We start from the raw sequence: 25,362 nt of genomic DNA, 5'->3' as shown, positions 1-25,362 counted from the left end.
GCGCGCTCGCTGGCGCGCTCGCTCGCGGGGTGCGGGCCCTTGCGGGGCTCCGCCCCGGACCCCGCGCCTCACACGCCGGCGAGGCTGTTTTTCCCGGCCCCGGGCATGCCGGCGGGGCTGTTCTCCCGGGCCCGGGCATGCCGGCGGGGCTGATTTTCCCGGCGCCGGCCGGGCTGATTTCCCCGGCCCCGGGCTTCGGCTCAGTGGCCCGGGCGGATGCTCAGGTTGTCGATTTCGGCGTCGCGCGGCATGTCCAGTGCGGTGATGATCGCGGTGGCCACCGACTCCGGGTCCATCCACTGAGCGGGGTCGTACTCCTTCCCCTCCTGGGAGTGGACCTTGGCCTGCATGGGGCTCGCGGTGCGGCCGGGGAAGACGGAGGTGACCCGTACGCCGTTGGCGCGCTCCTCCTGCCGCAGGGCGTCGGCGAGCGCCTTGAGGCCGTGCTTGGCGGCGGCGTACGCGCCCCACTCGGCGCGGGCGCTGAGTCCGGCCCCGGAGTTGACGAAGATCACCTGGCCGCGCTCGGCGCGGAGTTGCGGCAGCAGCAGCCGGGTGAGTTCGGCGGGGGCGATCAGATTGGTGTTGAGCTGCTGGTGCCAGGTCTTGGGGCGCAGGTCGCCGATCGGCCCGAGGTCGACGATCCCCGCGATGTGGAGGAGGGAGTCGAGCCGGTCGGGCATCGGCTGCTTGGAGAAGGCCCAGGAGATCCGGTCCGGTTCGGCGAGGTCGGCGACGAGGGTGCGGGCGCCGGGGTGGGCGTCCGCGAGCTGCCGGGCCCGGCCGGCGTCGCGGGCGAGGAGGATGAGGTCGTCGCCGCGTTCGTGCAGCCGCCGGGTGACGGCCGCGCCGATGCCGGAGCCCGAGCCGGTGATCAGGTGTGTTGCCATACCGCCCATGCTCGCACCCCGCCGGGCCCTCACCGCACGCCGGCGGACTCCTCCAGATACGCCAGCGCCGAGACGCTGTCCTCGGCGAAGAAGACCAGGTCGGTGAGGGGGAGCGGGAGGAAGCCCTCGGCGTCCATCCGCCGGAACTGCTGCTTCAGGCCGTCGTAGAAGCCCTCCGTGTTCAACAGTACGACCGGCTTGGTGTGCTTGCCGTGCTTCTTCAGCTCCAGGATCTCGGTCGCCTCGTCCAGCGTCCCCGTGCCGCCGACCATGATGACCACCGCGTCGGCCTTGGCCAGGAGCAGGGCCTTGCGTTCGGCGAGATCCTTGGCGATCACCATCTCGTCGGCGTCGGCCCGTGTCAGCGTGGCCAGGAATTCGACCGACACCCCGACGAGCCGGCCGCCCGCCTCCCGTACGCCGTCGGCGACGACCTTCATCAGACCGGCCTCGGATCCGCCCCAGACCAGGGTGTGGCCGCCCTTGCCGAGGAGTTCGGCGAACTCCCGTGCGGGGCGGGTGTAACGCTCGTCCAGGTCGGCGGCGGAGAGGAAGACACAGATATTCATGGCCTCCACGGTACGGCGCCGGAGGGCGCCCGCGGTGCTCCCGGATTCAACCGGAATTCGGCGGAGAAATCTCGGCCGGGAGCGATGAGTCCGGTGCGCGGCGCCGGTCCCCACCCGTATGACGAACATGAGCCGGACGCTGAGCAGGGCACGGTCGGGTGACGGCACGCTCATCGCGTACGAGGTGTGGGGCGACGGACCGCCGGTGGTACTGGTCGGCGGCGCGCTCGGCACGGCGGCGACGGACGCCCCGCTGGCCGCGCTCCTCGCGCAGCGCTTCACCGTCGTCACCTACGACCGCCGGGGCCGGGGCGCGAGCGGCGACACCGCCCCCTATGCCGTGCCCCGGGAGATCGAGGATCTGGCGGCGGTCATCGAGGAGATCGGCGGCAGCGCCTCCGTGCACGGCATGTCATCGGGTGGGGTGCTGGCCCTGCGGGCCGCGGCGGCCGGGGTTCCGGTCACTCAGCTTTCCCTGTACGAGCCGCCGTTCAACCCGTCGGCGCGGCTCGACCAGCGCCCGGCCGGGTACGGGACCCGGCTGCGGGAGCTGCTGGCCCAGGGGCGGCCCGGGGAGGCGCTGGCGCTCCATCTCTCCGACACGGGAATGCCCGCCGACACCCTGGCGCGGATGCGCAGCTCGCCGCTCTGGGCGGAGCTGGAGTCGGTGGCTCACACCCTCCCCCGCGACCACGAGGTGATGGGCAACGGCTCGGTCCCGTCCTTCCTGCTGCGCCGGATCGGCGCCCGCGTGATGGTGGTGGACGGCGGTGCGAGCCCGCCGTGGACCCGTGAGGCCGCCCGCCTGGTCGCCCAGACCCTTCCCCGCGGCCGGCACCGCACCCTGACGGGCCAGACCCATGAGGTCGCGCCGCATGTGCTGGCGCCGATGCTGGGGGACTTCCTGGCGGGCTGACCCTGCTGCTCCCTCAGTCGGCGGGCAGAAGCGGACTCCCCGGCTCAGCTCACCTCGGCCGCGACCCTGTGCGCCGAGGAGATGGTCGCCGAGCCGACCACACGGGTGCCGTCGTAGAGGACGATCGCCTGGCCGGGCGCGACACCCCGGACCGGTTCGGCGAAGGTGACCTTCAGCTCGTCGCCCTCCAGGGACGCCGTCACCTCGGTCTCGCCGCCGTGGGCGCGGAGCTGGGCGGTGTACGTGCCGGGGGCGGCGGGAGCGGTGCCGCACCAGCGGGGCCTGATCGCGGTGAGGGCGGTGACGTCCAGGGCCTCCTTGGGGCCGACGGTCACCGTGTTGTTCACCGGGGAGATGTCCAGGACATAGCGGGGCTTGCCGTCGGCGGCCGGGCGGCCGATGCGCAGGCCCTTGCGCTGGCCGATGGTGAAGCCGAAGGCGCCGTCGTGGGTGCCCAGCTTGGCGCCCGACTCGTCCAGGATGTCGCCCTCGGCCGAGCCGAGGCGGGCGGCGAGGAAGCCCTGGGTGTCGCCGTCGGCGATGAAGCAGATGTCGTGGCTGTCCGGCTTCTTGGCGACCGCCAGGCCGCGCTCCTCCGCCTCGGCGCGGATCTCCTCCTTGGTGGTGAGGGTGTCGCCGAGCGGGAACATGGCGTGGGCGAGCTGGCGCTCGTCCAGCACGCCGAGGACATACGACTGGTCCTTCGCCATGTCGCTCGCCCGGTGGAGCTCGCGGCTGCCGTCCTCCAGGGTCACCACGGTCGCGTAGTGGCCGGTGCAGACCGCGTCGAAGCCCAGTGCCAGCGCCTTGTCCAGCAGCGCGGCGAACTTGATCTTCTCGTTGCAGCGGAGGCAGGGGTTGGGGGTGCGGCCCGCCTCGTACTCCGCGATGAAGTCCTCGACCACGTCCTCGCGGAAGCGTTCGGCCAGATCCCACACATAGAAGGGGATGCCGATCACATCGGCCGCGCGGCGGGCGTCGCGGGAGTCCTCGATCGTGCAGCAGCCGCGCGCGCCCGTGCGGAAGGACTGGGGATTCGCGGAGAGCGCCAGATGCACTCCGGTCACATCGTGTCCGGCCTCGGCGGCCCGGGCGGCGGCGACGGCGGAGTCCACGCCGCCGGACATGGCGGCGAGCACACGGAGGGGGCGCTGGGAAGTCTGAGTCATAGCCCTACCAGGGTACGGGCCCGGGAACCGGGAGCTCGCCCGTGAACGTTGGACTGCTCATGGGAAGCGAAACGAAGCGGGGGGCGTCCTCGGGGCGCGGCGGGGCGGGCGGGCCCCGGGTGAGCCGGAGAGCCATGCTGATCGGGGGCGGGGTCGCGGTGGCGGGCGCCGGCGGGCTGCTGGCGCGGGATGAGCTGGGGAAGCTGTGGTGGCAGGTGCCGGGGGTGGCGAAGCCGCGCAAGGAGGGTGAGCTGGATCACCCGGGGGCGGAGTGGACGGCCGCCTCGTCGGCGAACTGGCGGCTGGCAGACCGTCCGGACGACTACCGGATCGACCGGGTGATCATCCATGTGGTGCAGGGCAGCTATCCGGTGGCCCTGAAGGTCTTCAAGAATCCGGGGCACGGCGCCGCCACACACTATGTGGTGCGCAAGGACGGGCATGTGGCGCAGATGATCCGCGAGCTGGATGTGGCCTTCCACGCGGGGAACCGCTCGTTCAACGAGCGCAGTATCGGGATCGAGCACGAGGGGTTCGTGGACCGGCCGCAGGATTTCACGGCCGCGATGTACGCGGGGTCGGCGCGGCTCACGGCCGGGATATGCGCGCGGTACGGGCTGCCGGTGGACCGGGAGCACATCATCGGGCATGTGGAGGTGCCGGGGACGGACCACACCGATCCGGGGCCGCACTGGGACTGGGACCGCTATCTGACGCTGGTGCGCCGGGCCCGTGCGGAGGTGGGGAGGAAGAGCGCCTGAGTGCCCCGGGGCCCGCCGGGGGAGGCCGCCGGGCGCCGCCGTCAGCTCAGTCCGGCCGTGCGGGCCCGCTCCACCGCCGGGCCGATCGCCTTGGCGACCTCGTCCACATCCGCGCGGGTGGTGGTGCGGCCGAGGCTGAAGCGGAGGGTGCCGCGTGCCAGGTCGGGATCGGTGCCGGTGGCCAGCAGGACATGGCTGGGCTGGGCCACTCCGGCCGTGCAGGCCGAGCCGGTGGAGCATTCGATGCCCTGGGCGTCCAGCAGCAGGAGGAGGGAGTCGCCCTCGCAGCCGGGGAAGGTGAAGTGGGCGTTGGCGGGCAGCCGGCCGTCGGGGTCGCCGCCGAGGATCGCGTCCGGGACCGCCGCGCGGACCGCCGCGATCAGTTCGTCCCGCAGAGCGCCGACCTCACGGGCGAACTCCTCGCGGCGTTCGGCGGCCAGCCTGCCGGCCACCGCGAAGGCGGCCACCGCCGGGGCGTCGAGCGTGCCGGAGCGCACATGGCGCTCCTGGCCGCCGCCGTGCAGCACCGGGACCGGGGTGTACTCCCGGCCCAGGAGCAGTGCGCCGATTCCGTACGGGCCGCCGATCTTGTGGCCGGACACGGTCATCGCGGCCAGTCCGGAGGCGGCGAAGCCGACGTCGAGCTGGCCGAATGCCTGGACCGCGTCGGAGTGGAGCGGGATTCCGTGCTCCCGGGCCACGGCGGAGAGGCCGGTCACCGGCATGACGGTGCCGATCTCGTTGTTGGCCCACATCACGGTGGCGAGGGCGACATCGTCCGGATCGCGTTCGATGGCCTCGCGCAGCGCCTCGGGGTGCACCCGGCCGTGGTGGTCCACGGGCAGATACTCGACGGTCGCGCCCTCGTGTTCGCCGAGCCAGTCGACGGCGTCCAGGACCGCGTGGTGTTCCACCGGGCTGGCCAGCACACGGGTGCGCGCCGGGTCGGCGTCGCGGCGCTGCCAGTACAGGCCCTTGACGGCGAGGTTGTCCGCCTCGGTGCCGCCCGAGGTGAAGACGACCTCGCTGGGGCGCGCGCCGAGGGCCTCGGCGAGGGTTTCGCGGGCCTCCTCGACGGTGCGCCGGGCTCGCCGTCCGGCGGCGTGCAGAGCCGAGGCGTTGCCGGTGACGGTGAGCTGCGCGGTCATCGCCGCGATGGCCTCCGGCAGCATCGGAGTGGTCGCGGCGTGGTCGAGGTAAGCCATGGTGGGCACGATTCTACGAGGCGGTGCGCGGGCGCCGGTGCGGTGCAGGGGGGTATGCGCCACGGGGCGGGCGCGGTCTGTCCGGTACCGGTGCGTATGGCCGCCGGGGGCGTACGGCCCGCCCGGGCCGGCTCCGGTGCATGCCGTACGCCACCGGCCGGGCTCGCCGCCGCCCGGGTGCACATGGCACGCACCCCCGGCGCCGGTGAGCACCGGTACGGAGTCCGCGCCCCGCACCGGGACCCTGGCCGCTCGCCGACCGCCCCCGCCGGACGCCGGCCGGGACACACCCGTGCCCGGCGGACCCGAGGAGTGAGACGGATCACATCGCGGCGGGGCCGGGGGCTCTGCGCCGGAGTGACCGGCAGGGTGGCGAGTGAGGGCATTCGGCACACCCGCAGGGGCGCGCGGAACCCATGGGCGACCGTCGACCGGCCCCGGCGATTCGCCCCCATGCCGCCCCCGGGTCGCGCGGGACCTGTGGGCGACCGACGACCCGCCGCACGGAGACACGTACGCCGCGGCTTCCCCGGCCCGAAAGCCCCGGGGTCTCTCTTCCAGGGGCGCCTCCGGCACCTTCGGGCGCAGGGGACGGTCCGGTGCCGTGGATCGCGAGGCGGAGGATTGAGCCGCCGCGGCGAGGGCACGCCCCCTGACTTCGCCGGGGCCCCCGCCCATGCCCGCGGTGCGCGGGCGGTCATGGGCGACCGACGACAACGCGGCGTGAGAGCAGGGCCCGAAAGCCCGGGGCCGGGACGGCACCCGAGCCCCGGCAGGATCCGGAGGAGAGACCCCGGCGCACAGCCCCGCGGCCGGGGAGCCGCGCGAGACCCGGTTCGGAGCCGGACGGGAGACGCCGGATCGGCTCAGCGGCCCACCGGGTCACCGTGGCCCGGGTCGTCCGGGTGGATCAGTGCCAGATGACCGCCGTCGTCGAGCGGGGTCGGCACGGTGAGGGTGGTGCGGCGCCCCGGGTCGCGCGCGTCGACGAGCTCGATCTCGCCGTGGCCGCCCCGGGTCACCGCGATCAGCGATCCCGCGGGTGAGGCCGCGACGGCCCGCCGCTGGACGCCGTCCCACGGGGTGCCGCCCGCGCGCGGCGCGCCCGCCATCGCGGGCAGGGGGGTGCGCGCAGTGATCACCGGCTCGCCCGCGCCGGTGGCGAGCAGGATCAGTTCGTCGCCGTCGGGGTGGACCCTGGCGTACGCCACATGCCCGGCGGCGACGGCCAGCCGGAAGACCAGCCCGGGGCCGAGGGGTGTCCGCCCGGTGCGGCCGGAGTCGAGCCCGTGCCACCAGGCGTCGTTGGTCCACTCCGGCCAGCGTCCGGGCTCCGGCGGCCCGCCCCGCACACAGGACCAGAGCAGCCGCCGGACCGGGTCGGTCCGCAGGTAGTAGCCCCGGCCGGGGCCGCCCCAGGACAGGGGCGGCTCGGATATCAGGGTGCCGTTCTCCCGGCGGGCCCGGTGGACTCCGGAGCCGCCGGCGGCGAACACCCTTCCCCGTACGGGGTCATGGGCGTCGCCGTGGCCGTCGTCGTCGGTGAGCGGCAGGGTGGCGTCCGGTTCCGCGGGCGGGCAGGCCGCCGGTGAGCGCATCAGTGCGCTGTGGCGGTACGCGGCGATTCCGCCCGGTTCGCGGTGGCGGAGGACCACCAGCGGGTCCGGGCCGCCGAGGACGGTGACCCCGGGCTCGCCGATCCGGGTGCGGACCCGGACCGCGTCCGGGGGGTCGCCGGGCGCTCCGAGGTCGACGGCGGTCAACAGGTCGGTCCAGGGTTCCCAGTTGCGGCCCAGACCGGTGGTGACGGCGAGGAGCCGGCCGGACGGATCGGCGGCGAGGTGCTCGGCGGGGACGGCGACCGGAACCGCCGCCTCGACCAGGGGCCGGCCGGCGTCGGGGCCGTACGGATCCAGGACCACCAGCTCGCCCGCCCGGTCGTCGACGAAGGCGGCCCTGGCCCCGGGCAGGAGCAGAAAGCCCGCGTGCTCGGCGAGATGGCGGCCCGGCAGGACCGAAGTCTCCTCGCCGTCCGGGAGGTTGAGGACGCGCAGGGTCCCGGCGATCTGATCGGCGACCAGCAGGCGTGGGGGCAGGGGCATCGCGGCGACCTCCTGAGCAGGGAGCTTTTTGACAATGATTATCATGTGGCATCACTCTGCCGCATCGCACGGATGCGCCGCGTGGGCCGGATCACCCGATCCGGATCGCCGCGCCGGACATCGACCGGACATCAGGCCGGACATTCGTGCCGAAAGGGAAGGAAAACCGGGGACCATGTCACACAGAACTCTCCGCCGCATCCGCCGCATCGCCGCGGCCGCCGTCGTGGGCGGGCTGCTGGCCGGATGCGGCACCACCGTCGAGGACGGCGCCGGGGGCGGCGGATCCACCACGCGCGGGACCGCCGGGACCGAGGTCACCGCCGAGCCCATCGAGGCCGCCCGGAAGATCACCGACGGCCGGGGCGTCACCGTCGCCACGGAGGCGGTGCCCAAGCGCATCGTCTGCCTCGTCGCGCTCTGCGACGACATCCTCACCGAGCTGGGGATCACCCCCGCCGCCACCAACTCGCGGCTGCTCGCCCACGAGAAGTTCCTGGGCCCGGCGAAGGCCGGGAAGGTGCCCGTGGTGCCCGGCGGTTTCCTGAACCCCGAGGTGGAGGCGATCCTCGGTTACGAGCCCGATCTGGTCATCGGCCTTGAGGACACCCACGGCAAGCTCGCCCCCGCGCTGAAGGACGCCACCGTCTTCTGGCCGGTGCAGCCCGCCAAGTGGCAGGACAGCGTCGGCTATCTGCGGAATCTGGCCGCGCTCACCGGGCGCACGGACGCGGGCGAGCGGGCCGAGGAGACCTTCCGCAAGAAGCTCGCCGCCGCCGAGGCGGCGCCGAGCGAGCGGACCGCGCTGGTGATGTTCGGCAGCGACGAGAACTTCGGCGTCGCCACTCCGGGGACCGATGTCACGGCCGGGATCCTGCCGGGGATCGCCGACTACCCGTGGAAGAGCCGGGGCATCGAGGGCACCTACAGCCTGGAGGAGATCCTGGCCCGGAACGTCGAAGTCCTCTTCGTCGAGACGCTCTCCTTCGGCGGCCCGGCGAAGAAGGGCGAGCGCCTTTCGGACAGACTCGCCGGCAACCCGCTCTGGTCGAAGATCCCGGCGGTCCGCAAGGGCAGGGTCATCGAGGTCGACCCCGAGGTGTGGGCCAAGGGGCGCGGCACCCGGTCCCTGGGCGTCGTGCTCGACGAAGCCACGGCCGCGCTGCGGTGAGCGGCGAGCCGCTGAGTCCCGGTCCGGGCGGCGAGCCGCCGCCGGCGCCGGTCCGCAGGCCGCCGGGCGCCGCCGCGCCCGCGCGGGAGGACGCCGGGGGGCACCTGCCCCGCCCGGCCGCCGCTTCACCGCCCTCCGCGCCCGGTGCCGCTTCCGGTGCGGATGCCGGTGCCGCTTCCGAGGGAGGCCGGCCCGCGGAGGCGCGCCCGCCGGAGCCGTACGCCATCCCGGGCCGGGGAGGGGAGCCCGGAGACGGCGCGGACCGTGCCGCGCCGATGCGCAAGACGCGCGCCGGCGGACCGCCGGACCGATCCGGAGAACACCGGTCCCGGCCGGACGGCCCGGAACCGCGCATCCCCCACCCGGCCGGGCGGCCCGGTCCGGGGCACGGCACGAAGGCGTCCGCCCGCCGGCGGCGGGTCTCGTACGGGCTCCCGCTGGTCGCCGTCGTGGTGGGTGCCGCGGCGGTCGGGGCGCTCTGTCTCGGGACTCCGTATGTGCCGCTCGCCGCGCTGCCCGGGGTACTCGGCGAGGACAGTCTCGCCGGGGTCGTCGTCACCGAACTGCGGCTCCCCCGGCTGGTCCTGGCGCTGGTCGCCGGAGCCTGTCTGGGGGCCGCAGGGCTGGTGCTCCAGGAGGCGCTGCGCAATCCGCTGGCCGTGCCCGAGATGCTCGGGGTCTCCTCCGGGGCGGCGCTCGGCGTCGCGGCGCCGCTGGTGCTGGCGCTCTCGCTGCCCGTCGTCGTGACCCCGCTGCTCGCGCTCGGCGGGGCGGTGCTCGGCGGTCTGCTGACGCTGCTGGCGGCCGGTCTGGGGCGCAGTCCCTCGGCCGTGCTGCTCACCGGGGCCGCGGTCACCGCCGCGCTCCAGTCGGCGCTGCTGGTGCTGATGGTGCTGGCCGACCAGCTGTCGCTCCAGCTCATCTACCGCTATCTGCTGGGCAGTCTCTCGGCTCGCACCTGGGACGACGTCATCGGGCTCTGGCCCTGGGCGCTCGCGGCGCTGCCCGCCCTCGTGCTCTGCGCGCCGGTGCTGTCCGTGCTCCGGCTCGGCGACGAGGACGCGCGCGCTCTGGGGGTACGGGTGCGGCGGGCCCGGCTCGCCGCCCTCGCCCTGGCCGCGCTGCTGATCGCACCGGTGGTCGCGGTCTGCGGGCCGGTCGCCTGGGTCGGATTCCTCGCGCCGCATCTGGCCCGGCGGATACGGCCCCGCGCCACGGCCGTGACCTGGCTGCCGTGGTCGGCGGCGCTCGGCGCCGCCGTCGTGGTCGTCGCCGATCTGCCCGCCCGGCTGGCGCTCGCCCCGGTCGAGACCCCGGTCGGCGCGTGGACCGCGCTGCTCGGGGTGCCGGTCGGGGTGGCGCTGCTGCGGGGCGGACGGCGCTCCGGCGGGGAGGCGGTCCGATGAGGGCGCGTGCCGTTCCCGTACCCGCCGTTCTGGCGGTGCTCGCGGTGCTCGTGGCCGCCGCCGGGGTGGCCGGGCTGGTGGCCGGACGGACGGTCGGCGCGGGCGGGGTGTGGGAGGTGCTGCGCGGTCACGGTGACGCGGCGGCCCGCCATGTGGTGCTGCGACTCAGGCTCCCGCGCACCCTGGTGGCGCTCGGGGCCGGGGCGGCGCTCGGACTCGCGGGCGCGGTGCTCCAGTCCGCCCTGCGCAATCCGCTGGCCGGTCCCGAGGTCACCGGGGTCACTCCCGGGGCGGTGCTGGGGGCCGTGACGGCCACCGGGCTCGGCCTCGCCGGCTGGGAGGACCCGGCGGCCGTGGTCGCCGCCGCCTGTCTCGGCGGATTCGCCGGGGCCGGGCTGCTGGCCCTGCTCGCGGGCCGGGAACAGGGCGATCCGGCGAAGGTGGCGGTGTACGGGGTGCTCACCTCGGCCGTCCTGGCGGGGCTCACCGCGATGGTGCTGCTGGTCGCCCCGGGCGAGCTGGGCAGCGTGGTGCAGTGGCTGGTCGGGTCCGTCGAGGGACGGGTCTGGGAGCACTGGCGGCTGCTCTGGCCCTGGGCGCTGTTCTGGGGCGTGGCGGCCTGGCTCCTCGCCGGGCCGCTCACGCTGCTGCGCTGCGGCGAGGAACAGGCCGCGGCGGCCGGGCTGGCCACCGGGCGGGCGCGGGCCGCGGCCCTGGTCTGCGCGGTGGCGCTGACGGCGGGCGCGGTGCCGGCGGTGGGCGCGCTCGGTTTCGTCGGACTCCTGGTACCGCATCTGGCCTTCGCGCTCCTCGGCGCGGATCTGCGGGTGACGCTGCCCGGCGCGGCGCTGATCGGGGCGGCCGTGGTCGCGGGCGCGGACGCGGCGGCGCAGTGGCTGTCGCGGGTTCTGGCGGAGGTGCTGGACGCGGACCGGCTCTCGCTTCCGGTCGGCGCGGTGACGACGGGGGTCGGCGCGGTGCTGCTGCTGGCCGTCGCGCACCGGAGCAGGAGCGGTGAGCAGTGATCGGCGCGGACGGCGGGAGAAACGGAAGGGATCGCATGAAGGCGCGGGAGAAAACGGAGTTCGGGGCCGGTACGGCCGGGGCGGACGCCCCGCCGGCGGGGAGCGTGCGGGTGGAGGGCCTGCGGTTCGGATATCCGGGCCGGGAGGTGCTGCGCGGGGTGGAGCTGACGGTGGACGCGGGCGAGCTGGTCGCGCTCATCGGGCTCAACGGCTGCGGCAAGAGCACTCTGCTGCGGCTCTGCGCGGGTCTGCTCCGCCCGGCCGCGGGCCGGGTGCTGCTGGACGGCGCGGACACGGCCGGGCTCTCCCGCCGGGCCACCGCCCGCCGGGTGGCGCTGCTGCATCAGTCGGCGCCCGCCGTACCGGGTATGACGGTCCGCCAGCTCGTGCGCCAGGGCCGGTACGCGGCCCGGGGACCGCTCGGGATGCTGCGCGAGGGCGATGACGCGGTCTGTGCGCGGGCGATGGCCGATGTGGGGGTGAGCGCCTGGGCGGACCGCCCGGTGGACTCGCTCTCCGGCGGCGAGCGGCAGCGGGTGCGCCTCGCCATGGCGCTGGCGCAGGACACCCGCGTACTGCTGCTGGACGAGCCGACCACCTATCTCGATCTCCGGCACCAGCTGGAGGTGATGGGGACCGTGGTGCGGCTGCGCGCCGAGCGCGGGCTGACGGTGGTGATGGTGCTGCACGACCTGGGTCACGCGGCGCGGTTCGCGGACCGGATCGTGGCGCTGCGGGACGGCGAGGTGATCGCGGACGGCGCTCCGGAGGAGGTGGTGACCCCGCGGCTGCTCGCAGACGCGCTGGGGGTCGCGGGCCGTGTCGGACGGGATCCGGAGGGCGGCTGGCCGGTCTGTTATCCGGATCACCCGCTCCAATTCCCGGAGCAGTATTGAAAAATGACAATCGTTTTCACTAAGGTCGTCGGTGTCGCACGGTGCTTCGCCGCCGCGACAGCGCCTCCGGTGTTCCCGGAGGCGTTTCCCGAGATGTTTTCAGCGAATGGAGGCTCAACTCATGGAGCAGGAAACGGTGTTCAAGCCGATCGGTGACCTGGGTCAGCTGGCCCACAACTCCGCCACCCACTCCAACGCCCTCGTCGAGAACCCCTTCGACGACGCGGACACGGCGGCCGGAACCGACGGCGACCAGTAGTTCCCGCACAGCGGGCCCGTCCGGAGCTCACCCGGACGGGCCCGTCCCCATCTTCCTTCCTTCCTTCAGGAGACAGCTCTGTGGCCGGTACACCGCAACTCGCCCCCGGCGTCGTCCTCGTCGCCGTGCCCGGCCGGGGACTCGCCGTCCGCACCGCCGGCGGGGAGTTCCTGAGGGTCGACACCGGGGACACCGACCCCGGGGCGCTGATGGCCCTGCTGTCGGGGCGGGAGGCCGGCGGCGGCACGGACACCGCCCGGCCGGCGGGCGGCGGGGCGGACACCGCCCGGCTGACCGCCGCCTTCGAGAAGGCCGGTTACGCGGAACCCGTACCCGCCGTCCGTCCCGGGCGGCTCGCCGGGCGCACCGTACTGCTCCTCGGCGACCCGGCCCTGACCGGACCGCTGGAGCGTTTCGTGCGGACGGAGGGCGGCACCGCGCGAGCCGCCGAGGCGGCCGGGATCGCCGCTCTGAGCCGGGGGAACGGCCCCCGGCCGGCCGGCCCCGCCGCCGTGGTCTGGTGTCTGGGCTCCCCGGTGCCGCCGGGGCTCTGGGACGAGGCCGACCGGCTCCCGCGCCACGGCGTCGCCTGGCTGCGCTGCCACCGCGAGGGCGCCCTGGTCCGGCTGGAACCCCTCGCCGACCGGGCCGGCGATGTCACCTCCGCCCATGTCCGGCTGCGCCGGCTCGCGGTGACTCCGGCCCACCCCGAACTCTCCGCCAGCTGGGACGGCGGCGGCACCCCGGACACCGGACCGCCCGTCACCGGCGCGGCGGCGGCGCTGATCGCCGCGCTGCTGACCGCCGATCTGCTCGCCTGGGCCGCCGGCGGGACCGGGCGCGGTCCGCTGCCCGTACGGCGCCGGCTGCGGGAGATCGATCTGCGCGACCTCTCGGTGACCGAACGCCCCGTACTGCCGGTGCCGGAGGTGGCCCCGCTGCTCCCCGTACCGCCGGACCCCGCACCGGGGAACGACACATGACCGACGCCTTGGTGCGGATGGACGACGGGGTCCGGCTCGCCACCGGCGTACACCTGCCCGGGCCCGCGCACCGGCCCTGTCCCGCCGTGCTCGTCCGCACCCCGTACGGACGCGCCGGTCACCGGGCCGAGGCGCGGGCCTGGGCGGCGCGCGGATTCGCCGCCGTCGTCCAGGACGTACGCGGACGGCACGGCTCCGGCGGCGACTGGCACCCGTACCGGAGCGAGGCCGGCGACGGGGCCGCCGCGCTCCGCTGGATCCGCGCGCAGGAGTGGAGCGACGGACGGGTGATCGCCGCGGGCGGCTCGTACGCCGCCCACTGCGCCCTCGCCACCGCCCTGCTCCCCGCCGGACCCGGCCGGCCCGACGCGGTCATCGCGGCCGTACCGGCGCTCGGGGCGGCCGAGACCGCCCGTGAACCGCACGGACCGGAACGGCTGCTGGCGCGGGCGGGCTGGTGGGCCGAGCACGGCGACCGGCCCGACTCCGACCCCGGCGCGCTCGGCCGGGCGCTCGCCGCCGACCCCGGACTCCTCGACGGGGTGCCCGTGACCGCGCTGCCCGCCCGGCTGGGACGTGCACTGCCCTCCTGGCCGGGCCTCTGGGACACCCGGCGCCCCGGCCCCCTGATGGCCCGCGCCGAGCGGGGCGCGGTACCGCTGCTCGCGGTCGGCGGCACCCGGGACCCCTTCGCGGACGACACCCACCGGCTCTGGCGCGCCTGGGGCGGGCCCGCCCGGCTGCTGATCGGGCCCTGGGGGCACGGGCTGACCGCCGCCCCCGGCCCCGAGGCCCGGCCGGGACACCGGCTGAACCTCGGTGCGCTGTACGTCCGCTGGGCGCATGCCGCGCTGGCCGGCCGGCTCGCGGCCGGTCCGGCCGGTGCCGTCGCGCTCGGCGGCAGCGAGAGGTGGTGCGACGCCAACACCCCTTTTCCGCAGGTGCGGTGGGAGTTCGGGGCGGCGTCCGGACCGCGTCCGCTGCACGGGGCCGAATTCACCGCCGACCCCGCCCGGCCGGTGCGCTCCGACTCGCTCGACGTGCCCGCGGACGGACCCCCGGACCGCTTTCTGCTCCTCACCCCGCCGCTGCCCCGGCCGCTCGATCTGCACGGCGGGGCCGCCGCCCGGCTGACGGCCGTCGCGGACACCTCCCCCGCCGACTGGGCGGTACGGGTGGTGGCCCTCGCCCCGGACGGCCGCGCCGACCCGCTCGCCCTCGGCGTGGTCCGCCGCGCGGACCCGCCCGGCGCCCCCGCCTCCTTCACCGTGCCGCTCGGGCCGGTGGCCCGCCGGCTGCCCGCCGGCACCCGGCTGCGGGTGGAGATCGCGGGCCATCACTTCCCCGCCCATGTCCGCCAGCCCCACACCGGCGAGAACCCGGTGACCGCCACCCGGCTGATCGCCTCCCGCCGGAGGGTCGAGGCCGCCGGGAGCGCTCTGCTGCTGCCCGCGGGCCGTGCCCGGGGCGTCGATCCCCTTCTGGAGACATGCCGTTGAACACCCAGCCGCCACCGCCCGCCCCGCTGCCCCTCGACGCGCTGGTGGACCCCGTCTGCGGGGTGATCCGCGCCGTCGCGCCCGTACCGCACCCCACCGGGGCACCACCCCGCTACACCGCCGTGACCGCCGATGTCGGCGACGCCCGCCGCTTCGGCGCCTGGCCCGCCGACCGCGTCTCGCTCGGCACCACCTTCGGCGACCCCGAGGGCGCCCGGATCGCCGCCATCGCGGAGGCCGCCGAACGCTACTGCGGCAACCGGCTGCCGCCCATCGGCCACCCGGACGAACCCCGCCGCGCGACCGCCGCCGAACTGCGCGCCGAAGGGCTCCGGCTGTACGGGCCCGGCGAGCTGCCCGAGTACGCCGGCTGGCAGTACGACTCCCCCGGCTTCCCCTACCGCCGGCTCACCGACGACACCCCCGCGCTCTGGACGCGCGGCACCGAGGACGGACGGGAGTGCTGGGCACCCGTCGCCCTCACCCATCTCAACTGGCGCCAGGGCGGGTGGCGGGCGCTCCCGCGCACCCACCACCTCAACTACGCGGGGATAGCCACCGGCCGTGGCCTGGACGACGCGATCGAACGCGGGCTCCTCGAAGTCGTGGAACGCGACGCGCTGGAGCTCTGGTGGCATCTCGACGGCCCCGCGCGCGGCATCGACCCGGCGAGTGTGCCGGGCCTCGCCCGCGATCTGGAGGGGTGCGGACTCGATGTGTGGATCGTGGAGATGCCGTCCGAGTTCGCGCCCTGCATGGCGGCGCTGGTCCACGATCCGGAACGCGGGATCCACGCGGCCGGGTTCGCCTGCCGCCCCGACCCGGCCGAGGCGGCGCGCAAGGCCGTCCTCGAAGCGGTGCACACCTGGGTCTTCACCCAGGGCGCCGTGGACCCCGGCGGCTGGGTCTTCCAGGCGGTCGAGAACGGCATGCTGGCGCGCGGGCTCTATCTGGACCACCGCGCCGACCGGAGATACCTGGACGACTGCGGCGAGCGCTTCGAGCGGGTACGGGACCTCGGGGCGCATGTCCAGGTCTGGCTCGACCCCCGGATGGCGCCGCTGGCCGGCCGCTTCACCGAACCCGCGCTCGGGGTCGTGCCGGTGAGCGAGGCAGGGGCGCCCCGCGAGGGCGGGCGGGCCGCGCTGGAGGCCCGGCTCGCCGGACGCGGGCACCGGGTCGTCACCTTCGACCTGACCACGGAGGACGTGGCCGAGACCGAGCTGAGGGTGGCCCGGGTGCTGGTCTCCGGGCTGATCCCGAACGCCCCCGCCGCCTTCGCCTATCTCGGCGCGCCCCGGTTCGCCGAGGCGGCGCTGGCGCGCGGCTGGCGGATCACTCCCCCGGCCGGGCCGGACGATTTCACGCTCGCGCCGCCGCCGCACATGTGAGGGACGGAAAGACGATGAGCAGCCATGACGCGGAGCTGGTCCGGGCCGCGCTCGCGCGGGCGCGTTCCGGCGAGGCGCCGGCCGCCGTTTCGCCGGTGCGCGGGCGCGCTTTCCCTGGCGGGCGGCCGGGGCCCGCCGTACCGCTCCCGCCCGGCCTCGACCGGATGCTGCGGCTCTCGCTGGCCGCCCTGCCCGGCACGTCCGGCGGCCGGCTGCGGCCGGTGCCATCGGCGGGCGCGCTGCACCCGGTCAACGCCCGTCTGCTGGCGGGCCCCGGCGGTCCGCTGCCGCCCGGCCGCCACATCTACGACCCGCTCACCCACCGCCTCCACCGGACCGGCCCCGCACCGGCCGGCGCGCCGCCCGGGATCCTCGCCGTGCTCACCGTCACCCCCCGGCGCACCGTCACCCACTACGGCCACCGCGCCTGGCCGCTCCTGCTGCTGGACGCGGGCCACGCCGCCGCCGCGCTGGCCCTCGCGGGCGCGCACGCCTGCGCGCCGGACGCGGACGGCGGACTCCTCGCCGCGGCGGCCGGACTCGGCGCCGGGACGGAGGAGCATCCGCTGCTGGCGGTGGAGTTGACGGCGGACTGTCCCGGGGACGCGGTGGAGCGGTGGGCGCGGGGGCGTCCGGCGGACGGAGCCGGTACGGGCACGGCACAGCCGGGCGCGGAGACTCACCGCCCGGGCGGCTCCGGCGCGGCACCGGAACACCTCCCGGCCGCCCTTCCGGAACTCGCCGCCGCCCACCGGATCCTCACCGCGCTCACCCGCGCCCCGCGCCCGCTCGCCCGGCCCCGCCGGCACCGGGTGGCGGGCAGCCGGCCCGGCCCGGTCTCCGACGCCGTGCTGCTCGCGCGGCGGAGCTCGGCACCGGACTTTCCCGGGGTGCCCGGCGACGGCGGACTGACCGCCGTCCTCGCGGCGGCGGAGGACGCCTGTCCCGTACCCCTGTCCTGGTACGCGGCGGCCGGCGGCCCCCGGCCGGGAGTGTGGCGGCGGGCGGAGGGCGGTCTGCGCCGGGTCGCCGCCGGGGACGCGCGGCCCGCGCTCGCGGCCTGGGCCGCCGGACAGGGGTGGCTCGCCGGGGCCGGGGCCGTGGTGCTCGCCGCCGGCTGCCCCGGCGACGCCCCGCCCGCACGCGTCCGCACCGACCATCTCGCCGCCGGGTACGCCATGGGCTTCGCCCAGGTCACCGCCGCGGCGCTCGGGCTCCGTTCACGGCTCTCCGGCTCCTGGCAGCGGGCCGATCTCGGCGCCGCGCTCGGCCGGGGCGCCGGACGGGAGTGGGTCCTGCACGGACTCGCGCTCGGGAGCCCCGGCGAACCCGACGGCACAAGCAACGAAGGAGGCGACGAGCCCACATGATGCTCCACCCCGAACTGCTGCGGGCCGCCCGCACCGCGCGCGGGCCGCTGCTCGCCGCGACCGTACTGCTGGGAACGGTGGCCCTCACCCAGCTCGCCCAGGCGGTACTGCTCGCCCTCGCCCTGGCCGACATCGCCCGGGGCGGCACCCAGCGGCTGCCCGTGCTCCTCGGCGGCGTCCTCGGCCTGGTGGCGCTGCGCGCGGTCCTCTCCCACCGGCAGCGGATACTCGCCGTCCGGGCCGGGTCCGCCGTCCGCGTACGGCTGCGCGACACCCTGCTGGAACGGCTCGGCCGGACCGGCGGCACAAAGGAGGGGACACGGGCCGGCGGCGTCCGGGCGACGCTCGTCGACGGGGTGGAGGGCGTGGACGCCTATGTCTCGCGCTATCTGCCGCAGGCCGTCATCACCTGCGCGGTGCCCCCGCTGCTGCTGATCGTCATCGCCTTCCTCGAACCGTGGGCCGCACTCGCGCTCGGCCCCGCGCTGGTCGTCGCCGTACTCGCCCCCCGCTGGTGGGACCGGCTGCTGGAGCGGCGCGGGCAGCAGCACTGGGGGGCGTACGAGGCGCTCTCGGCCGACTATCTGGAGGCGCTCCAGGGCATGCCGGTGCTGCGGGCCGCCGGGGCCGTCGGACGCACCCGGGCCCGGCTCGGGGAGCTCTCCCGCGAGCTGCACCGGGCCACCGTCGCCAAGCTGCGCGTCTCCCTGGTCGACACCGGCCTCACCGATCTCGCCGTCCAGGGCGGCACGGTCGCCGCCGTGCTGGTGGCCTGCTGGTCCGCCGCCTCGGGCCGGTCCGCGACCACCGCCACGTTTCTGCTGCTGATGCTCACCTCCGAGTGCTTCCGTCCGGTGGGCGACCTCTCCCGGGAATGGCATGCCGGCCATCTCGGTGTCTCGGCGGCCGACGGCATCGCCCGGCTGCGGACCGCCGAGGGCGGCGTGCCCGACACCGGGACCCGGGCCGCCCGCTGGGCCGCCGCGCCGGCGATACGTTTCGACCGCGTCGTCTTCCGTCATCCGGGCGCCACGGCGCCCGCCGTCGGCGGGGTCTGCTTCACCGCCGAGGCCGGCCGGGTCACCGCCGTCGTCGGCCCTTCGGGCGCGGGCAAGTCCACCCTGCTCGGCACCCTGCTGCGGCAGCACGACCCCGAGACGGGCCGGGTACTGGTGGACGGCACCGACACCCGGGAGTACGCCCTCGGTTCCCTGCGGCGCTCCATCGCCGTCGTCTCCCAGCAGGCGTATCTCTTCCACGGCACCGTCGCCGAGAATCTGCGGCTGGCCGCGCCGGACGCGACCGACCGGGAACTGCGCGAGGCCGCCCGCACCGCCGGGATCCACGACGAGATCCGGGCACTGCCCGACGGATACGAGACCGTCATCGGCGAACGCGGCTCCACGCTCTCCGGCGGCCAGCGCCAGCGGCTCGCCCTGGCCCGGGCGCTGCTCGCGGACACCTCCGTCCTGGTGCTGGACGAGGCCACCAGCGCGGTGGACGAGAACCGGCAGGCCCGGATCGGCGCGGCGCTCGCCGCCGCCGGGCGCGGGCGCACCTGTCTGATCGTCGCCCACCGGCTCTCCGCGGTACGCGACGCCGACCGCATCGTCGTCCTGGACGGCGGCCGGGTCGACGCCGTCGGCGATCACGCCTCGCTGCTGGCCTCGGGCGGGCTCTACGCCCGGCTGGCCGCGGCGGGCGGGACGGACACCCCGGCGGACCGCCGGACACCCGAGGGAAGTGCCGCGTGAACACTGTCGAGAAGGGGGCGCTCCGGGCGCTCCTGCCCGTCCTCGCCGCGCACCGCGCCATGACCGCGCGGACCTTCGCCGCCGCTCTCGCCGGCCAGGCGGCCCTCGTCGCCCTGATCGCCCTCGCCGCGCACACGGTCGGCACCGCCGTCATCGAGCGGGCCCTCCCCGGGCCGTGGACCGCCGGCGCGCTCGCCGCGCTCGTCCTGGTCAGGGCGGTGGCGACCTGGCGGGAGATGGACCTCTCCCACGATCTCGCCTATCGGGTCCTCGCCGAAATGCGGGTCCGGGTCTTCGACGGGCTCGCCCGGTCCGCGCCGGCCCGGATAGCCGGCCGGCGCAGCGGCGACCTCGCCGCCACCGCGCTCGGCGACGTGGAGGAGCTGGAGTTCTTCTACGCCCATGCCATCGCCCAGCTCGCCGCCTCCGGGGTGGTCTTCGGCGGCGGGGCCGCCGTGCTGGCCGCGGTCGAACCCCTGCTCCTCGCCGCGGTCGTGCCGGCGGCCGGGCTGCTCGCGGCCGTCCCGCTGCTCGACGGGCGGGGCAGCGCCGGGCGCGGGGCCCGCACCCGGGCCGCCGCCGCCGAACTCTCCGCGGAGGCGGTGGAGACCGTGGACGGCCTGCCCGAACTCCTCGCCTTCGACGGGCTGGAGCACCGCCGGGAACGGCTCCGGCACCTCGGGCGGCGGCTCGGCTCGGCCCAGCGCGCCGAGCACTCCTGGGAGGCCGGCATGGGCGCGGTCCGCGATCTGCTGGTCGTCGCCTCCGTGGCCGGCGTCGTCGCCCTCACCGGGCGGGCGGCGGCGTCCGGCGGGCTCGACGGCGCCTGGGCGCCGGCCGCGATGGCGCTGGCCCTGGGCATGCTCGCGCCCGTCGCGGCGTCGGCCGCCGCGCTCGGGCGGGCCGGCGGGCTGCGATCCGCCGCGACCCGGGTCGGCGCGGCGATCCACGCCCCCGCCGGCGCGCCGGAACCCGCCGCTCCGCGCCCGGTGCCGCCCGGGCCGCTCGGGATCCGGCTGCGCGGGGTCCGCTTCGACTACGGCGGCGCGCGGGTGCTCGACGGCCTCGATCTGACCGTGCGCGCCGGTGAGACGGTCGCGCTCACCGGGGTATCCGGCGCCGGGAAGTCGACCTGCGCGCATCTGGTGGCCCGGTTCTGGGACCCGTCCGCGGGGAGCGTGGAACTGCTGCCGGCCGACGGGGATCCGGTCGATCTGCGCGACCTCACGGAGCCGGAGCTGCGCGCCGCGGTCGCCGTGGTCGGCCAGGAGGCGCCGCTCTTCCACGGCACCCTCGCCGAGAATCTCCGGCTGGCCGCGCCGGACGCGCCGGACGAACGGATGCGGGCCGTGGCCGCGCTCTGCGGGGTGGACCGGATCGCGTCCGCGCTGCCCGCCGGGTACGACACGCCCGTCGGGGAACGCGGCGCGACGCTCTCGGGCGGCCAGCGCGCCCGGGTCGCGCTGGCGCGCGCGCTGCTGACCGGCCCCCGGGTCCTCGTCCTCGACGAGACGACCGCGCAGCTCGACACGGAGTCGGACGCGGAGCTGGCGCGGGCGCTGGCGACGGGTGCGGGCGGGCGGGCGACCCTGATCATCGCGCACCGGCCGGCGACGGTGGGGCGGGCGGACCGGGTGGTGCGGCTGGAGGCCGGCCGCGCCCTCCCCCCGGCCTGACCTCCCCCTCCCCGGGGCGGCTGCCTCCGGCGGGGCGGAGTCCTGTGCGCCCCTGCCCGTGGCGCGGGTCCTTTCCCGGGGCGGCTGCCTCCGGCGGGGCCGAATCTTGTGCGCCCTTCCCCGTGGCGCGGGTCCCTTTCCGGGGCTCCGCCCCGGACCCGGCGCCTCAAACGCCGGCGAGGCTGAATTTGCTTGCCCTCGTTCGCGGGTGCGGGTCGGTGCGTGGGTGGTGTCGCGCCCTCGCCTGTGTTGTTCGGACCGCCAGTGGTGCGGGTGCTTTCCCGGGGCTCCGCCCCGGACCCGGCGCCTCAAACGCCGGCGAGGCTTGATTTGCTTGCTCTCGTTCGCAGGTGCGGGCGGGTGCGTGGGCGGTGTCGCGTCCTCGCCCCGCGTCGTTCGGGTTGCCGGGGGTGCGGGCCTTCAGGCACCTTCGGCGCCTTGCAGTGCCTCGGGGCCCTGTTCCGTTCCCTCCCCTCCGGGGCGCGGGTACGGGGCGGGACACCTTGCCCTATGGCGGCCCGGGGGTCCTCCGGGCTCGACTCCTCAGAGCCGGCGGAAACCGGCCCCCTTGTATCGCGTACCCGGGTATTGCCGCCGGCTCTTCCGGGGACGACCCTGCACACCCCCTCCACGAACGTCGCCCGATAAGCGGCCCCCCACCACACCCGGGCTTGTTCTCGTACGGGAGCGCCCGCCCAGCGGCACCCGCCCACTCTGACGCCCCTCACCCACTCACCCACGGGTGACCTTCCGGAGCGGGGTTCCCCGCCTTGTGAAACCGACTCGGAACGCACGGGCAGACAGACCACGGTCATCACGCACTGGGCTTACTCGCGGAAAGGGGGACGCGCAGGAGCGGTACTGGGGCATCAAGCGTGATTTGTGGCGCAAACCCGGGCGAACAGAACAAGACCGGGTGCGCGCGCCGTAAATCATGCAGCCCCAGTACCGAACCGGAGCGGCACCCAACCCGCACCAACAAGCACCCGGCCCGGGGAAACGGGCAACCCGCACACCCAAGCCCCGCCGGCGATTGAGGCGCCGGGCCCAGGGCGGAGCCCCGGACAAGCCACCCCGCCAGAGGCACCCGCACCCCGTCAGCCCGCCAGCAACCCCGTCGCCAGGCGATCAATCCGTACCCGCCAAGCCCCCAGCACCTCCCGCGGGTCCTCCCCCGCCTCCCCCCGCTCCGTCAGTGTCAGCCGCGCCCCGTGGCCCGTCCCCTCCGCGAGCTCCCAGCGAACCTCGCGAACCTCGCGGACCCCGCGAACCCCGCGAACCCCGCGGACCTCGGAGCCGGGCGCCGGGCGGTAGGCCAGGAGCAGGGGCGGTCGGAGGGCGGTCACCGGGCCGGAGGGGGTCACGGGGGTGGTGAAGCCGCGCGGGGCGGGGCCGCCCAGGAGGGGGGTCGTGCCGGCGGTCAGTTCGGACCAGACGCGCTCCGCCGGGCGGATCAGCTGACGGTCGAAGCGGACGCACCACCCGTCGCCGGTGGTCTCGATCACGCCCTGGTTCAGGCGGAAGCGGGCGATGTACGCCTCGTGGAGGGCGCCTCGGGTGTCCCGTTCGGCGGTGATCTCCTCGCCGTCGAGCAGCTGGGCGAGGCCGGTGACGCAGATCTGCCAGCCGGCGGCGTGGCTCGCCGCGCCGGCGTGGTCGTCGAAGGTGTGGGTGAGGGTGAGGTCGGAGCCCCCGCCGTCCTGCGGGGTGAGGTCGGAGCCCCCGCCGCCCCTCGGGGTGATCTCCCAGCGCAGATGATCCGCGCCCCAGGTGAAGGCGAGGAGCCGGGGCTCCTCGGCGTCGGTGACCGTGCCGGTCATGCCCGGTTCGGTGTCGCCGGGGAAGACGAAGCGGATCGTGCCGCCGGGTCGCGGGTCGACCGTCACGCCGGTCGGGAACCAGCGGGAGAGCGGCACGGGCCGGGTGAGGGCGTTCCAGATCGGCTCGGGCGGGTGCGGGAGGGAGCGGGTCATCCGCAGCACGGTGCGGCGGCCGTCGGCGGCGGTTTCGAGTTCCGCGGTGAAGTCCGCGCTTCGGGCGATCAGATCGTCGTCGCGGTCGCCGGAGCCGGCGGGGTCGGGTTCGTGGGGCATGGGATGGGTCCTCCTCGGATATCCCGCACCCGACCACATCCGGCGGCGCGGCCCCGGGAAGGCACACCGGTCCGGGGCCGCGCTTCACCCCGGGGCCGCGCTTCACCCCGGGGCGGCTCCCGGATCAGCGCGGCGCCCTCGCGAGCTGGCGCGACTGGGCGACGAGGCGGTCCCGGCTGTCCCAGACCTCCGCGTCCTCCTCCAGGAAGCCGCCCGCCAGGTTGCGTGTGGTGATCGCGACGCGCAGCGGCCCGGGGGCGGGGCGGGAGCGGATGTGGGTGGTGAGTTCGATGGTGGGGGTCCAGCCCTTGAGGCCGAGGTCGAAGGAGGTCGGGGGCAGGGCGTCCACGGTGAGGAGCAGGGAGAGCGGGTCGGCGTCCCGGCCGTCGGCGAGGGCGAACCAGCCGCGCATCTCGCCTTTTCCGGAGGGCGCGCCGACGACCCAGCCGACGGTGGCGGGGTCGAGCCGGATGGCCAGCCGGTTCATGATCTCCGAGCTGCCGGCGATGTCGGGGGCCGGGCCGTCGGCGGGGCCGAGGCATTTCCCGTACGGGGGGATCCGCGGCGGGGTGGCGGAGGTGCGGACGTCGTCGGGGAGTGCGTCGAGGTCGCCGTGGGTGGCGAGCACGCGGATGCGTTCGGTCTCGGTGCCGTCCTCCGCGTACTGGAAGAGGGATGCCTGGCCGGTGGAGAGGGTGCGGCCGGTGCGCACGGTCTCGGTCCGGATCACCGCGGGGCCCGGCTGGGACGCGCTGAGGTAGTGGGCGGAGACGGTGAACGGGTCGGGGTGGGGCAGCGCGTGGGCGAGCGCGCGGCCGAGGATGGCGAGCAGATAGCCGCCGTTGACGGCGCGGAGGATTGTCCAGCCCGCCGAGAGTTCCGCGTCGTAGACGCCCGGTGTGCGCGGGGTGACGGCGGTGTCGCGGTCGAATTCGCTGTCCCCGATGGATGCCTGAACTGCCTGTGCCATGGCGGCACCGTACAACAATCACGTACTGAGCGGTAGCTTTTTGCGGCCGCCGATCACAAAAGAGGAACCAGTGGCACGCACCATAGGGGTGTACCAGTAGTACACTCTCTGCGTATGCCGACCATCATCGTCAAAGTCCTGGGCACTGTTCTGGTCACGGCCCTGATCAGCAGGCCCCTCTGGTCCCCCGGTGCCGACCCCGGCATCCTCCGCGAGGTCTCCGCTCTGGGGATATCCGGCGCCCTGCTCACCGTCGCCGTCTTCTTCGGGCTGGTGGCGCTCTACTGCCGGCTGCTCCAGCGGACCCTCGCCCTGATCGGGCCCGAGGACCGGGCCGCGTCCCCGGCCTCGGTGTGGTGGATGTTCGCGATTCCGTACAACTTCACCGAGGACTTCTACATCGTCCGGAATCTCACCCGCTCGCTCACCGCGGACGGCCGGACCGCGCCGGAGGCGGTGCGCCGCTGGGCCGTACTGGGGTACGCCTGGTGCGCCTTCCAGATCCTGTCGCTCCTCCCCGGGACACCCGGTTACCTCGGCGGGGCGATCGCCATTCCGCTCTGGGTTGCACACTGGATCATGACGGCCCGCGTCCGACGCGCGCTTGCCACCGGCAATACGGCCGTTTCACCTGTGTACCGACCCTGAGGGAGCCATGGCCCTGCCCCGTTTTCAGCGGCTGCCCGCCGACGCCAAGGCAGCCATCCTTGCCGTCGCCCGCGCCCATTTCGCACGTGACGGGAAGGACGGCGCCTCGTTCAACCGGATCATCACCGACGCCGGGATCTCCAAGACATCCGCCTACCACTACTTCGACGGAAAGGACGATCTCTTCGGTGAGGTGGTCGCCGACGCCGCCGAGCGGGCGCTGGCCGCGCTCGGGCCGTGGACTGAGGCGGCGACAGAGGACGAACTGTGGGAGCGGGCCGGGGCGGGGAGCGACCGGCTCCGGGCCCATCTGCGCGCCCATCCGGACGACCGCGCCGTGCTCTCCGCCCGTCCCCGGGAACAGCCGGGCGGCCACCCCTGGATCCGGGACTTCATCGAGAACGGCCGGCGGCTCGGTCTCATCGGTGACGAACCGGGCATCGAGCTGGTGACGGTGGCGACCACCGGGGTGCTCGAAGCCCTCGACTCCTGGGCCCTGGAACGCCCGGAGGCGGACGGCGACCTGACGGCCGGGGCGCTGCGGCAGCTGCTCTCGCGGCTCTGGAAGTGACCCGGCGCGGAGGCTGACCCGCCTCGTGTGCCCGCCCC

Annotated in this window: 21 protein-coding genes and 1 pseudogene; 15 read left to right on the top strand and 7 right to left on the bottom strand. The window is 75.6% G+C overall.

Going from position 1 to position 25,362, the window contains the following annotated elements; all coding sequences use genetic code 11:
- Window positions 1–200: 200 nt before the first annotated feature.
- Both AAFN69_RS22730 and AAFN69_RS22725 read right to left on the bottom strand, forming a co-directional pair.
- Window positions 201–899 (bottom strand): SDR family oxidoreductase, encoded by a 699-nt coding sequence (locus AAFN69_RS22730; protein ID WP_347730507.1) that lies wholly within the window; start codon window positions 897–899, stop codon window positions 201–203.
- Between the two features lie 20 nt (window positions 900–919).
- Window positions 920–1,459 (bottom strand): TIGR00730 family Rossman fold protein, encoded by a 540-nt coding sequence (locus AAFN69_RS22725; RefSeq protein WP_347730506.1) that lies wholly within the window; start codon window positions 1,457–1,459, stop codon window positions 920–922.
- A 127-nt stretch (window positions 1,460–1,586) separates the two neighbouring features.
- Here AAFN69_RS22725 and AAFN69_RS22720 point away from each other — a divergent pair, with 127 nt between their 5' ends.
- The gene (locus AAFN69_RS22720) at window positions 1,587–2,375 is read left to right on the top strand and encodes an alpha/beta fold hydrolase (RefSeq protein WP_347730505.1); all 789 of its coding nucleotides are present in this window, start codon (window positions 1,587–1,589) and stop codon (window positions 2,373–2,375) included.
- A gap of 44 nt (window positions 2,376–2,419) precedes the next feature.
- Here the strand turns inward: AAFN69_RS22720 and mnmA are convergent, their stop codons facing one another.
- Complete coding sequence (mnmA, locus tag AAFN69_RS22715; RefSeq protein WP_347730504.1) at window positions 2,420–3,544, bottom strand: tRNA 2-thiouridine(34) synthase MnmA; 1,125 nt, start codon at window positions 3,542–3,544, stop codon at window positions 2,420–2,422.
- 59 nt (window positions 3,545–3,603) lie between these two features.
- Here mnmA and AAFN69_RS22710 point away from each other — a divergent pair, with 59 nt between their 5' ends.
- Complete coding sequence (locus AAFN69_RS22710) at window positions 3,604–4,305, top strand: N-acetylmuramoyl-L-alanine amidase (RefSeq protein ID WP_347730519.1); 702 nt, start codon at window positions 3,604–3,606, stop codon at window positions 4,303–4,305.
- A gap of 41 nt (window positions 4,306–4,346) precedes the next feature.
- On the opposite strand, the gene AAFN69_RS22705 is transcribed toward AAFN69_RS22710, so the two are convergent.
- Window positions 4,347–5,510: a cysteine desulfurase family protein gene (locus AAFN69_RS22705; RefSeq protein WP_347730503.1), complete on the bottom strand. Its 1,164-nt coding sequence runs from the start codon at window positions 5,508–5,510 to the stop codon at window positions 4,347–4,349.
- A gap of 866 nt (window positions 5,511–6,376) precedes the next feature.
- Complete coding sequence (locus AAFN69_RS22700; protein WP_347730502.1) at window positions 6,377–7,612, bottom strand: hypothetical protein; 1,236 nt, start codon at window positions 7,610–7,612, stop codon at window positions 6,377–6,379.
- A 175-nt stretch (window positions 7,613–7,787) separates the two neighbouring features.
- Between AAFN69_RS22700 and AAFN69_RS22695 the strand changes: the two genes are divergently transcribed.
- The 11 genes and pseudogenes from AAFN69_RS22695 to AAFN69_RS22645 all read left to right on the top strand — a co-directional run bounded on the left by AAFN69_RS22695 (window position 7,788) and on the right by AAFN69_RS22645 (window position 21,042).
- Complete coding sequence (locus tag AAFN69_RS22695) at window positions 7,788–8,783, top strand: ABC transporter substrate-binding protein (protein WP_347730501.1); 996 nt, start codon at window positions 7,788–7,790, stop codon at window positions 8,781–8,783.
- Between the two features lie 275 nt (window positions 8,784–9,058).
- Window positions 9,059–10,189, top strand: a complete 1,131-nt coding sequence (locus AAFN69_RS22690) for an iron ABC transporter permease (RefSeq protein ID WP_347730500.1) — start codon at window positions 9,059–9,061, stop codon at window positions 10,187–10,189.
- Window positions 10,186–11,214 carry an iron chelate uptake ABC transporter family permease subunit gene (locus AAFN69_RS22685; RefSeq protein ID WP_347730499.1) on the top strand — a complete coding sequence of 343 codons (1,029 nt, stop codon included), beginning with the start codon at window positions 10,186–10,188 and terminating at the stop codon, window positions 11,212–11,214. The genes AAFN69_RS22690 and AAFN69_RS22685 overlap by 4 nt, the downstream gene beginning before the upstream one ends.
- Before the next feature lie 35 nt (window positions 11,215–11,249).
- A pseudogene (locus tag AAFN69_RS22680) lies at window positions 11,250–12,133 on the top strand (ABC transporter ATP-binding protein).
- Between the two features lie 98 nt (window positions 12,134–12,231).
- Window positions 12,232–12,369, top strand: coding sequence for a streptamidine family RiPP (gene amiA / locus AAFN69_RS22675; RefSeq protein WP_347730498.1), 138 nt, complete (start codon window positions 12,232–12,234; stop codon window positions 12,367–12,369).
- 80 nt (window positions 12,370–12,449) lie between these two features.
- Window positions 12,450–13,352 carry a hypothetical protein gene (locus AAFN69_RS22670; protein ID WP_347730497.1) on the top strand — a complete coding sequence of 301 codons (903 nt, stop codon included), beginning with the start codon at window positions 12,450–12,452 and terminating at the stop codon, window positions 13,350–13,352.
- Window positions 13,349–14,851 (top strand): CocE/NonD family hydrolase, encoded by a 1,503-nt coding sequence (locus tag AAFN69_RS22665; protein ID WP_347730496.1) that lies wholly within the window; start codon window positions 13,349–13,351, stop codon window positions 14,849–14,851. Before AAFN69_RS22670 ends, AAFN69_RS22665 begins: the two co-directional genes overlap by 4 nt.
- On the top strand, window positions 14,842–16,242 hold the full coding sequence (locus tag AAFN69_RS22660) for a YcaO-like family protein (protein ID WP_347730495.1): 1,401 nt from the start codon (window positions 14,842–14,844) through the stop codon (window positions 16,240–16,242). Before AAFN69_RS22665 ends, AAFN69_RS22660 begins: the two co-directional genes overlap by 10 nt.
- A gap of 14 nt (window positions 16,243–16,256) precedes the next feature.
- Window positions 16,257–17,612 (top strand): nitroreductase, encoded by a 1,356-nt coding sequence (locus AAFN69_RS22655; protein WP_347730494.1) that lies wholly within the window; start codon window positions 16,257–16,259, stop codon window positions 17,610–17,612.
- Window positions 17,609–19,366 carry an ABC transporter ATP-binding protein gene (locus AAFN69_RS22650; RefSeq protein ID WP_347730493.1) on the top strand — a complete coding sequence of 586 codons (1,758 nt, stop codon included), beginning with the start codon at window positions 17,609–17,611 and terminating at the stop codon, window positions 19,364–19,366. Before AAFN69_RS22655 ends, AAFN69_RS22650 begins: the two co-directional genes overlap by 4 nt.
- Window positions 19,363–21,042, top strand: a complete 1,680-nt coding sequence (locus tag AAFN69_RS22645) for an ABC transporter ATP-binding protein (protein WP_347730491.1) — start codon at window positions 19,363–19,365, stop codon at window positions 21,040–21,042. The genes AAFN69_RS22650 and AAFN69_RS22645 overlap by 4 nt, the downstream gene beginning before the upstream one ends.
- A 1,097-nt stretch (window positions 21,043–22,139) precedes the next feature.
- Here AAFN69_RS22645 and AAFN69_RS22640 read toward each other — a convergent pair.
- The gene (locus AAFN69_RS22640; protein ID WP_347730490.1) at window positions 22,140–23,135 is read right to left on the bottom strand and encodes an SRPBCC family protein; all 996 of its coding nucleotides are present in this window, start codon (window positions 23,133–23,135) and stop codon (window positions 22,140–22,142) included.
- A 124-nt stretch (window positions 23,136–23,259) separates the two neighbouring features.
- Window positions 23,260–24,105, bottom strand: coding sequence for a thioesterase family protein (locus AAFN69_RS22635; RefSeq protein ID WP_347730489.1), 846 nt, complete (start codon window positions 24,103–24,105; stop codon window positions 23,260–23,262).
- A gap of 114 nt (window positions 24,106–24,219) precedes the next feature.
- Here AAFN69_RS22635 and AAFN69_RS22630 point away from each other — a divergent pair, with 114 nt between their 5' ends.
- The gene (locus AAFN69_RS22630; protein ID WP_347730488.1) at window positions 24,220–24,753 is read left to right on the top strand and encodes a hypothetical protein; all 534 of its coding nucleotides are present in this window, start codon (window positions 24,220–24,222) and stop codon (window positions 24,751–24,753) included.
- A gap of 7 nt (window positions 24,754–24,760) precedes the next feature.
- Window positions 24,761–25,324 (top strand): helix-turn-helix domain-containing protein, encoded by a 564-nt coding sequence (locus tag AAFN69_RS22625; protein ID WP_347730487.1) that lies wholly within the window; start codon window positions 24,761–24,763, stop codon window positions 25,322–25,324.
- Window positions 25,325–25,362: the final 38 nt, after the last annotated feature.

The sequence above is a fragment of the Streptomyces sp. CAU 1734 genome, from assembly GCF_039888735.1.
Lineage (GTDB): Bacteria > Actinomycetota > Actinomycetes > Streptomycetales > Streptomycetaceae > Streptomyces.
This window is presented reverse-complemented; position numbering and strand designations above follow the sequence as displayed.